The following is a 10,377-nucleotide window of genomic DNA, read 5'->3' as shown; positions in this document are numbered from 1 at the left end:
GGTCGATATCATCACCACGGAACAGCAGGTGCAGTCACCCACGCTGAACGGCTTTGGCCGCGTTGAGGCAGAAAAATCCACCGAGCTTGCCAGCCGCGTAGCGGGCCAGCTAGAGCGCTTTGGCGATGGCGTGCTGCCTGGGCGAGTCGTGGAGCAAGGAGAGCCTGTGGCCCACATCGACCAAGCCGACCTGCGCTTAACGCTAGAAGACGCCGAAGCCCAGTTGGCGAATGCCCAGGCGCAGCTCGCCTTAGAGCAGGCCGAGCAGCAGCGCGCGCGCAGCGAGTACGAATCCTTTGGCCGTCAGCTCAGTGCCGAACGCCGCGCGCTGGTACTGCGTGAACCGCAGCTCCGTCAGGCCCAGGCTCAACTGACCCAAGCCCGCGTGGTGCGCGACCAAGCGGCGCTCAACCTAGAGCGTGCGACCTTAACCGCCCCTTGGCGGGCCATGGTGCAAGAGCGTTTGGTGGGCGCTGGCAGCCTGTTAAGCCAAGGCACTGCTGTCGCAAGCCTAGTCGGCGTTGAGCAGTTTTGGGTGCGTGCTTCGCTTCCTGGCGAAACGCTGGATTGGCTATCGCCGGGGGGGAGCGTCACGCTGACCAGCCAAGGCTGGCCAGAAGGCGCCTCTCGGGAAGGCACGTTGCTCTCTATTCTGCCCAACCTCGAAGAGAACGGCCTTCAGGCCCAGCTGTTGATCGCCGTGGATGATCCGCTGGCGCTCAACCAGGACGGCCCCGCCCTGCGCTTGGGCGATGTGCTGCGCGTGGCGTTTCATACCTCCGCCGAAGAGCCCTTGATTGCGCTGCCCTCAGCCGCACTTCGCCCCGGCGAGCAGGTGTGGTGGGTGGATGAAGATAATCGCCTGCAAAGCACCCAGGTCACGCTCGCCTATCGCGGCCAGGAAGAAGTGCTGATACGCAGCGGCCTAGAGCCCGGCCAGCGGGTAGTGACTGCCGGGCTGGCCCAACCCCGAGAGGGCCAGGAAGTGCGTATTCGCCAGCGTGGCGATACCCCCGCTCAGGATGAGGGAGCGGCTCAATGATGCGTAAAGGCCCGCTGGCGTGGATGGTCGATCACGGCGTCGCTCCTAACCTGATGATGGCACTGTTTATCATCGGCGGGTTAATGGCATCGCTGGCGATCAAAAAAGAAGTGTTCCCTGAGTTCGAGACCGAAATCGTTCAGGTCACCATCAGCTATCCAGGTGCCACGCCCGAGGATGTGGAGCAGAGCCTGCTGCTGCCGGTCGAGGCCGCGATTGCCGATGTGGAAGGCATCGATGAACTGACCGCCAGCGCCAGCGAAGGCAGCGGGGTGGTGAGCGCCACGCTGATTGATGGCGTGGACGTGATGCGGGCGTATCAGGATATTCAGCAATCCGTGAACGCCATCACCACCCTGCCCGCCGCCGCCGACCCGCCCCGCTTCACCCTGGCAGGCCGCTCGCGCAGCGTGGTCAGCCTTCAGGTGTATGGCAACGTTGGCTTGGCCGAGCTTCACGACGCCGCCGAGAACGTACGCGCCGAGCTGCAGGCCACCAGCGGTATTTCCCGCGCAGAGCTTTCCGGCAACCGCGAACGGGAAATCCAGGTTCATTTGGATGACGAGGCCATCGAGCGCTTCGGGTTGGATCATCAGCAGTTGGCGAGCCGCATCGCCGAGGAAGCGCTGGATCTTGCCAGCGGCCAGCTCACAACCGACGAGGGTGAGTGGCTGATTCGCTACCAGGGGCGGCGCAACAGCGCCGAAGAGTTTGCCGAACTGCCCATCTTGAACACAGCCCAGGGTGCGCCCGTTATGCTCGGCGATATCGCCAGAGTGAGCGAAGGCTTTGCCGAAACCGACCGGGAGGAGTTTTACAACGGCCAGCCGGGGCTATCGGTGGATGTGTATCAAATCGGCGACCAAACGCCCACGAGTATTTCTAATGCGGTTTACGGGGAGTTAGAGCGGCTGCAGGCCAACCTGCCTGAAGGCGTCAGCCTGGACGTTTCACGGGATAGCTCGGAAGTCTACGAAGACCGCCTCAGCCTGCTGCTGAAAAACGCCTGGATGGGCTTGGCTCTGGTACTGATTTTGATGGCGCTGTTTCTAGAGGCGCGGCTGGCCTTTTGGGTCACGCTAGGCATTCCCACGGCGTTTTTAGGGGCCATGCTGTTTCTGCCCTGGGTCGGCGTATCGCTCAATATGATGTCGATGTTCGCCTTTATCATCGCCCTCGGCATCGTGGTGGATGACGCCATCATGGTGGGCGAAAACATCTACAGCTACCGAGAGCAGGGCTACTCGCTGCGAGATGCGGCGGTAAAAGGCGCTCAAGAAATTGCCACTCCGCTGACCTTTGCCATCCTCTCCAATATCGTCGCGTTTCTCCCGCTGCTGTTCCTGCCGGGCTTTTTGGGGCTGATTTTTGCCACCGTGCCGGTGGTGGTGATTACCGTGTTTGTGATTTCGCTAGTGGAAGCGCTGTTTATTTTGCCCGCCCACTTGGCCCACGCCAGCAAGCCCCGCCAAACGCCCGCGTGGCAGCGGCCTATCGAAGCGGTGCGACTCAGTATGCAGCGCGGTTTGCATCACTTCACCTATCAACAGTTTGAGCCTCTGTTACAGCGCGCGCTCAATCAGCGCCTGCTGACCGTCTCTATTGGCGTCGCCATTCTCTGCGTGGCAATGGCCTGGGCAATGAGCGGGCGGTTGGGTTTTTCGCTGATGCCTCGGGTCGAGTCTGATCAGGTGCAAGCCACCGTCACCCTGCCGATTGGCAGCCATATCAGCGTGAGCCGCGAGCTAAGCCAACAGCTCCTCGATGCCGCCGCGCAGCTCAGCGAGCAGGAAGAGACGCTCACCTTCAGCAGCACTCGCAGCAGCCTAGATGGCGAAAGCCTGGAAGTGCGTTTGGATATCGCGCCGGAAAGCCTGGACGCCTGGCCCCCTTCTCGCATCGCCCAGGAGTGGCGGGATCTCACTGGGGATCTGTTAGGCGCGCAGTCAGTGCGCTTTGAGTCTGACTTTGGCGGCCCCGGTAGCGGGGCGGCGCTGAGCCTGCGGCTCTCCCACCCCAATACCCAAGTACTAGAAGACGCCGCCGCAGGTTTGGCAGAACGGTTGGCAGAGTATGGCTTAACCGATATCGACAGCGGCCTGGGCGATGGCAAGCCACAGCTAGAGATGCGTCTCTCCGCCGAAGGTCGTTCACTCGGGCTAACCGGCAGCGACCTCGCCCAGGCGCTGCGCGGCCCGCTGCAAGGAGCCACGGCGGTGGAGCAGTTTATCGGCCGCCAGGAGGTGAGCGTGGAAGTGCGCTTGCCAGAGCAGTCGCGCAACAGCCTTAGCGAGCTATACCGCCTGCCGATAAGAACCCCCGACGGGATGAGCGTGCCGCTCTCTAGAGTCGCGGATATTACTCTGAGCCAAGCCTCCAGCAGCCTGCAGCGTATCGATGGGCGACGGATTATCACCGTCACCGCCGATTCAGAGGGCGACCAAGCGATTAACCAAGTGCTCGCCACCCTTCAAGAAGAGGTCTTTCCCACGCTCAGCAACACCTGGCCAGGGCTTGAAGTCAGTATGGGCGGCCGTCAACAGGATACCGCCGACAACCTCGCCACCCTGCGTAACGCCATGTGGCTGATGTTAGCCGCCCTCTATGCGCTGCTCGCTATTCCGTTCAGAAGCTACCTGCAGCCGCTGTTGGTGATGGCCGCAATACCGTTTGGCATTGTCGGCGCGGTGGGCGGGCATATGCTGATGGGCTTTGGGCTGTCGATCATCAGCCTATTAGGTATGCTAGCGCTCTCCGGCGTGGTGATTAACGATGCGCTGGTGTTGATCGACTACGCTAACCGTAAGCGACGGGAAGGCATGGCGCCTCGCGAAGCGATTGTGGCCGCCGCCACCCGTCGCTTGCGGCCAATTATGATGACCACGCTGACCACGTTCCTGGGGCTTGCGCCGATGATTCTGGAAACCTCACGCCAGGCACGCTTTATGATCCCCATGGCGATTTCGCTAGGCTTTGGCATGCTCTTCGCCACCATGATTCTGCTGCTGGTGGTGCCCTGCCTCTATTTAGGGCTGGAAAACCTGCGTGAACGGTTAAGCGCCCCACGCCAGCCTAGCCAGCAGGGCATAAACTAATGAGTAGATGGACCCGACTGCGTCAGTGGCGGCCCTCGCGGCTGGGACTAAAGCTGTTTGTGGCAATTTTAAGCGTTAACGTGGCCATCGCGGCGAGCGTGTTCCTGGCGGTCTCGTACAGCATCGACCGGGGGTTTTTAGAGTATCTCAACCAATCCCAAGAGCGGCGCGCCACCCTACTGGCCGATGGACTGATTACCCGCTGGGAAACCCAGGGCGACTGGGCTTGGTTAGAAGCGTCGCCTGATCGCTGGCCCTATATTGTGCGCTTTGAACTGGGCCAGGAGCATCGCGACCGTCCATCGCCTCTCGGCGAAGCTGAGGATTTTGCTCTGCGCGATAGCGAAGGGGATTATGTTGTACCACCTGCGGATGCACCGCGTGGCTCAATGGGCTGGCGCTGGCTGACGCTATACAGCGAAATGACCCAAAGCGGCCAGCGGGAAGCGATTGGTGCACTGGGTTTTCGCCCACCGCAGGAGATGATGGAGCGCATGGAGAGCCGCTTTCTGGAGCGCCAGCAGCGTAACCTCGTGCTTATCGTGATCTCGCTAGGGCTGGCCTCGCTGCTGCTGGCAGGCGGGCTCTCATGGTGGCTGGGTCGACGCACCCGCGCCTTGGCCGGTGCTACGTTGCGCTTAACCGAAGGCGACTACCACACCCGCCTGCCAGAGCGTGGCAAAGACGAGCTTTCCCGCCTTGCCCGAGATTTCAACGTGCTAGCCGCCACGCTTGAAGCCAGCCGTGAAGCCCGCGCCCGCTGGGTCTCGGACACCGCCCATGAGCTGCGCACCCCGCTGGCCGTGTTGCGCGGTGAAATTGAAGCCATGCAGGATGGCATCCGCCCGCTAAACCAGGAAAACTTAAGTTCACTGGCTCAGGAAGTGGCTCAGCTAGAGCGCTTAGTAGCCGATTTACGCCTGCTCTCCCAAAGCGATGCGGGCGCGCTGGATATCCAGCTTGCCCCCATGAATCTCAGCGAAAGCCTGGAAAGCCGCCTGAACGACGCCGACCGCTGGCTGGAAGAGAGCGGCCTGACCCTCACCACGGCCCTGGCCGATGATGTGATGATTCGTGGCGATGCCCAACGGCTGCGCCAGCTGTGGAGCAACCTGCTGGATAATAGCTGTGCCTACACCCAGCCGCCTGGAAAGCTGAGTGTTTCCCTTATCTGCGAACGGGGCGACGCGGTGATTACCTGGCAAGATAGTGCCCCCGGCGTTCCTGAAGAGGAGCTGTCACGTTTAACCGAGCGGCTCTACCGGGTGGAGGGTTCGCGCAACCGCGCCAGCGGTGGCAGCGGCTTGGGGCTTTCTATTGCCAGCGCGCTGGTAACGGCACATGGCGGCACGCTCACACCCAGCGCCTCGGCGCTGGGTGGCTTAACTTGGACCCTACGATTGCCACTGTTAACCGCCTCTTAAACGACCATAAGCGAGCTGACTATGTCTCAGAGTGATTCACATCCCGACGCATTACCTCAAGATGGTTTACCCCAGGACGCTTCCCTGCTGATCGTTGAGGATGAGCCCAAAATCGCCCGCCTCATGGCCGATTACTTACAAAGCAATCATTTTGCGCCCAGCATTATCAGCCACGGCAATGAGGTGATCCCCTGGCTCACTCAGCATTCGCCTGAACTGGTGCTGCTGGATGTCATGCTACCGGGCAAAGATGGCCTGACGCTGTGCCGGGAAATCCGTCAACAGTGGCCCAAGCTCCCCATTATCATGGTCACCGCCAAGGTAGAAGAGGTAGACCGGCTGCTGGGGCTAGAGTTAGGCGCAGATGATTACATCTGCAAACCTTTCAGCCCCCGTGAAGTAGTGGCACGTGTTAAGGCCGTGCTACGCCGCAGTCATGCCGCTGCACAGACAGCACCCTCCACCACCGCCCCCAAAGCGCCCGTCATGCTAGATGAAGAGGGCTGGCAAGCGCTGGCCAACGGCCAGGATTTAGGCTTAACAGCGGTCGAGTTTCAGTTGCTGCGCGTGATGATGCAGTCTCCAGGACGCATCTTCAGCCGCGAGCAGTTGATGGATCATATGTACCGCGACAACCGTATCGTTTCCGAGCGCACGGTGGATAGCCATATTAAGAAGCTGCGCAAAAAGATCACCGAAGCCCTACCCGACCAAGAGATCATTCGCTCGGTTTACGGGGTGGGCTATAAATACCAGCCCGAGGGTTAAGGGCCGCTTACTCAGGCTGTACGTGACGGTTCAAAAACGCAATACCCGCTTCAATGGCACTGCCGCGTAATAAGAAGCTAGTGAAATGGCCTCGGCCCCGTTGGAGGTAGAGCTCACTGGGTATGTCTTGGGCCTTTAGTGCAGCGTAGAAGTCGGTGGCGTGGTCGACCGGCACGAGCTGATCCCAACTGCCGTGAAACAGAAAAAACGGCGGCGCGTTCGCGGTGATTTGCCGTGCAGGGGATGCCAACGCATAGACTTCAGGCCGCTCGGCTCGGGTGCCGCCAATAAAATCGACGACTAGGCGGCCATCGTTAAATTTCAGCAGGTCGCTGGGTAAACCTCCTGCCAACACCGCTGCCAAGCGGGCGTGCTCGCCCCCATAGGGCTCTGCCAGCGGGCCTTCACTGCCTACAAGCGCCAGCAGGCTGACTAGGTGGGCACCGGATGAAAAGCCCACGCCGACGATGCGGTCGGGATCTACCTGCCATGTGGCAGCGTTAGCGTGAATCCAGGCCATGGCCTGCTGCAAATCATGCAGCTGCGCGGGGAAGCGGTATTCCGGCGCAAAGCGGTGTTCAATATTCACCGTGACATACCCCTGCGCCGCCAGCTGTTCGGCAATACCTTCCATATCTTCTGGGCCACGATTGCGCCAGCCGCCGCCATGTACCACAAGCGCCGCGGGGCGTAGCGCTTCGCTTTGCGACTCGGGCAGCAGTACGTAGGCATTCAAAGCTTCAGGCCAGGCCTCGGGGGTATAGCGCTGGGGCGTAAGATGGGTGAACGGCTGAGGGGTGCGCAGAGCATTCTGTTCAATGGCGGACGCACCCTGACTTACCTGGTGGGTGGCGCCGCAACCGCTAAGCAGCAAGGCCAGGGTGCCAAAGCTCACTATTCGGCGTAGGCCACTTAGATCTGGCATGCTTATCTCCTTTTGGGCGATTGGTATTGGTTCCCCTCACCGTTACCTGCCTCCGCAGCCTTTTTCTCTCTTTGAGAAGGTCACGGTTGTTGCACACTTTATGCAAACGATTTACACCAAGCCCGTTAATACTGACATCGTCAAATTACCATGTATTCACTAAGAACGAGGTATGCCATGAAGATGTCACTCCGCCAACTGTTTGCCCCAGCTCTACTTGCGGTTGCTCTTACCCCGTTAGCGTTTACCGCCCAGGCGGGCCATCACGAAGGCCAAGGAATGGACCGTGAAGCAATGATGGAGCGCATGGAAGAGCGTCGCCAGGAAGTGTATGAACGTGCAGAGCTAAGTGAAGATCAGCAAACGGCTCTTAATGAAGCCCACGCTGAGCACCGCGAAGCGGTTCTCGCCCTGCGTGAAGAACATCAAGCCCGTGTTGCTGAAATTCTCTCTGAACAGGAGCAGCAGGCACTGCGTGATGCAATGCACGAAATGCACGCTGAGTACCGTCAAGAGCATGGCCATGGAGAGCGAGGCAAGCGCGGCCACCATGACGATTCAGCTAATGAAATGGACGCAGAAGAAGCCGCTGCCGAGTAAGCGTTTATTTAGCGTCAAACCCACTCTACACGCCCAGCCTAGCTGGGCGTGTTTGTTTCTATACGCCTGTTAGCATCTTTTTTACCGCCCTGATGCGTTAGCCATTGGCTTGAAGTGAATGCCTAAACCGCGTATTTTATTTGAACGTTCATTCAAAAATAACGTATCACTCATCTTTGTCTTAACAACAGGAGTCCGCCTCCATGGCGAAAGACAACCCCGTTCTCCCCTCACGAGACCGCCTGAACCCCGTGGTTTTCCACGGCAGCGTCGCGGGGATTCTCGTGTTTCTTATCGTGACGATGCTGTTCACCGAACAAGCAGGTGCCTTTTTTGATGCGGGCCTTGCCTGGGTAAGCAAAACGTTTGGCTGGTACTACATGCTAGCGATCGTGGCCTATCTCGTGTTTGTGGTGTTCATCGGTATGTCGCGCTTTGGCAGTATTCGACTTGGGCCCGACCACTCCCGCCCTGAGTTTTCGTTGCTGTCGTGGTCAGCCATGCTGTTTGCTGCAGGCATTGGTATTGACCTGTTGTTTTTCAGCGTAGCCGAGCCGGTTGCCCACTACTTGGCACCGCCCGACTTAACGCCTGAAAGCCAAGAGGCCATGCGCAACGCCGTCGTGCAAACCTATCTGCACTGGGGCCTTTCCGGTTGGGGCCTGTACGTGCTGATGGGCATGGCGCTGGCTTATTTCAGCTACCGCCACCGCTTGCCGCTGGCCATCCGCAGTGCGCTCTACCCGCTGTTAGGCAAGCGTATTCACGGCCCAATTGGTAACGCGGTCGATATTACGGCGGTGATTTCTACCGTGTTCGGTATCGCCACCAGTCTCGGCATTGGGGTGATTCAGCTTAACTATGGCTTGAACTACATGTTCGACGTGCCTGAAACGCTGACCGTGCAAATCATCTTGATCGGCTTGGTTGTGATATTGGCCACCATTTCAGTGGTGACGGGCGTTGAGAAAGGCATCCGTCGTCTGTCTGAGTTCAACATGCTGTTGGCACTGGCATTGATGCTGTTCGTGCTGTTCTCTGGCGATACTCTTGTACTGCTGGATAAAGTCGTCAATAACGCAGGTGACTACCTTTCGGGCTTTGTGGCCGCAAGCTTTGATACTTATGCCTTTGCTGATGAGGGCGCTCAAGAGTGGAAGATGTGGTGGACGATCTTCTTCTGGGGCTGGTGGATTGCTTGGACGCCCTTTGTGGGTCTGTTCCTGGCGCGCATTTCCCGTGGCCGTACTATTCGTCAGTTTGTGGCCGGTGCGCTGTTTATTCCGCTGTCGTTCATGATGGTATGGATGTCGATTTTCGGTAATAGCGGCATCGAGCTGGTCGCTAACCAAGGCGTTGTCGAACTGGGTGAGCAGGCACTTAACTCGCCGCAAACCACGCTGTATACGCTGCTTGAGTACTACCCCTATGTGGGCATTACCGCCGCCGTCGTAACCGTTCTGGGTATCGTCTTCTTCATTACCTCAGCTGACTCTGGGGCGCTGGTACTGGCCAACTTTACCTCGATCTTGAGCGACGTGAACCACGATGCGCCGGTGAAGCTGCGCATCTTCTGGTCGGCGGTGATTGGCCTGATTACCGTGGCTCTGCTCATGGCAGGCGGTTTGAACGCCCTGCAAAGCGCAGTCGTGATTACGGCGCTGCCCTTCTCGGTGGTGATCTTCGCTATTATGGTGGGCACCTATAAAGCGCTGAAGCTGGAAGGCAGCAAAGCCGACGCTCGCCGTATGATTGCAGGCGGTGCCCCCGGCGGCGACTGGCGTGAGCGTTTGGACCGCGCGCTGGATACCTCTAACCGCGCAGGTGCCGCCGCGACCATTGAGCACTCGATTCGCCCCGCGATGACCCAGTTTGCCCAAGAGCTTGAGAGCCGTGGCCAAACCGCTAACGTCACCGAAGAGCAGGTTGAGGGGGAATCCCTGCCCAACCTAATGCTGCAGGTCGACTTTGGCGACGCCACCAGCTTTGTCTATCAGGTATGCCCGCATCGTATGCGTACACCGAACTTCATTCCCGCGGACGATGATTTCTACGTGCGTTTAGATGCGTACCTTGCCGAAGGTGGCCAGGATAAAGACCTCAACGGCTACACCCGTGGTCAGGTGATCGGTGATCTCGTGGCAGAGTACGAGCGCCACCTACACTTCCTTGCCCTGGCGGGTGGCCATGCGCAGGCAATGCCTGGCACCATCGGCGAACCGCCCGAAGATGCCCAGATGTAGCGGCATTAGCATTTAAACTGCAAACACAATCCCGGCCTGCGTGCCGGGATTTTTTATGCCACCACGTCAAGACTAACGCCTTGTTGTGAGAAACAAGACTCAGGCGTAGCGTTATAGCTCGTTTTCTTTATGGCTATTTCTTTATGGCCATTTCTTTATGGCTAGGGAGGGCTGCGCCATGTCTCGCGACCATCGTCCTTCGGGATATGTTTTCCCGATGCCCGGCAGTGCGCTTTTAAAGGCGTGGCGTGAAGGCTATACGTTGGGCAAGTTTAAACGC

At 59.0% G+C, this 10,377-nt stretch carries 7 protein-coding genes; 6 read left to right on the top strand and 1 reads right to left on the bottom strand.

Annotated features, from left to right (window positions below):
* The 4 genes from BIS10_RS14510 to BIS10_RS14495 form a co-directional block, all read left to right on the top strand.
* A partial coding sequence (locus tag BIS10_RS14510) for an efflux RND transporter periplasmic adaptor subunit (RefSeq protein ID WP_253506162.1) occupies positions 1–1,042 on the top strand: 1,042 nt, incomplete at its 5' end.
* Entirely contained in the window at positions 1,039–4,137 is a 3,099-nt protein-coding gene (locus BIS10_RS14505) for an efflux RND transporter permease subunit (RefSeq protein WP_253506160.1), read from the top strand. The genes BIS10_RS14510 and BIS10_RS14505, both read left to right, overlap by 4 nt.
* Positions 4,137–5,561, top strand: coding sequence for an ATP-binding protein (locus BIS10_RS14500; RefSeq protein ID WP_253506158.1), 1,425 nt, complete (start codon positions 4,137–4,139; stop codon positions 5,559–5,561). Before BIS10_RS14505 ends, BIS10_RS14500 begins: the two co-directional genes overlap by 1 nt.
* A gap of 21 nt (positions 5,562–5,582) precedes the next feature.
* Complete coding sequence (locus BIS10_RS14495) at positions 5,583–6,329, top strand: response regulator (RefSeq protein WP_253506156.1); 747 nt, start codon at positions 5,583–5,585, stop codon at positions 6,327–6,329.
* A 7-nt stretch (positions 6,330–6,336) separates the two neighbouring features.
* Here the strand turns inward: BIS10_RS14495 and BIS10_RS14490 are convergent, their stop codons facing one another.
* Complete coding sequence (locus tag BIS10_RS14490; RefSeq protein ID WP_253506154.1) at positions 6,337–7,254, bottom strand: alpha/beta hydrolase; 918 nt, start codon at positions 7,252–7,254, stop codon at positions 6,337–6,339.
* Between the two features lie 177 nt (positions 7,255–7,431).
* On the opposite strand from BIS10_RS14490, the gene BIS10_RS14485 reads away from it, so the two are divergent.
* Together BIS10_RS14485 and betT are read left to right on the top strand one after the other, a co-directional pair.
* On the top strand, positions 7,432–7,854 hold the full coding sequence (locus BIS10_RS14485; RefSeq protein ID WP_139794423.1) for a hypothetical protein: 423 nt from the start codon (positions 7,432–7,434) through the stop codon (positions 7,852–7,854).
* A gap of 203 nt (positions 7,855–8,057) precedes the next feature.
* Positions 8,058–10,097 carry a choline BCCT transporter BetT gene (betT, locus tag BIS10_RS14480; protein ID WP_253506152.1) on the top strand — a complete coding sequence of 680 codons (2,040 nt, stop codon included), beginning with the start codon at positions 8,058–8,060 and terminating at the stop codon, positions 10,095–10,097.
* The last annotated feature ends 280 nt before the right edge of the window (positions 10,098–10,377 follow it).

This window comes from Halomonas sp. 707B3 (assembly GCF_024158645.1).
GTDB classification, from domain to species: Bacteria; Pseudomonadota; Gammaproteobacteria; order Pseudomonadales; family Halomonadaceae; genus Vreelandella; species Vreelandella lionensis.
Note: the sequence above shows the minus strand (reverse complement) of the source record. Positions and strands in the feature narration are given on the sequence as shown.

Bases quoted from the DNA above. Each gene is read 5' to 3' on its own strand.
- BIS10_RS14495 (WP_253506156.1), top strand. From the start codon at position 5,583: ATGTCTCAGAGTGATTCACATCCCGACGCATTACCTCAAGATGGTTTA.
- betT (WP_253506152.1), top strand. From the start codon at position 8,058: ATGGCGAAAGACAACCCCGTTCTCCCCTCACGAGACCGCCTGAACCCC.
- BIS10_RS14500 (WP_253506158.1), top strand. From the start codon at position 4,137: ATGAGTAGATGGACCCGACTGCGTCAGTGGCGGCCCTCGCGGCTGGGA.
- BIS10_RS14485 (WP_139794423.1), top strand. From the start codon at position 7,432: ATGAAGATGTCACTCCGCCAACTGTTTGCCCCAGCTCTACTTGCGGTT.
- BIS10_RS14505 (WP_253506160.1), top strand. From the start codon at position 1,039: ATGATGCGTAAAGGCCCGCTGGCGTGGATGGTCGATCACGGCGTCGCT.
- BIS10_RS14490 (WP_253506154.1), bottom strand. From the start codon at position 7,254: ATGCCAGATCTAAGTGGCCTACGCCGAATAGTGAGCTTTGGCACCCTG.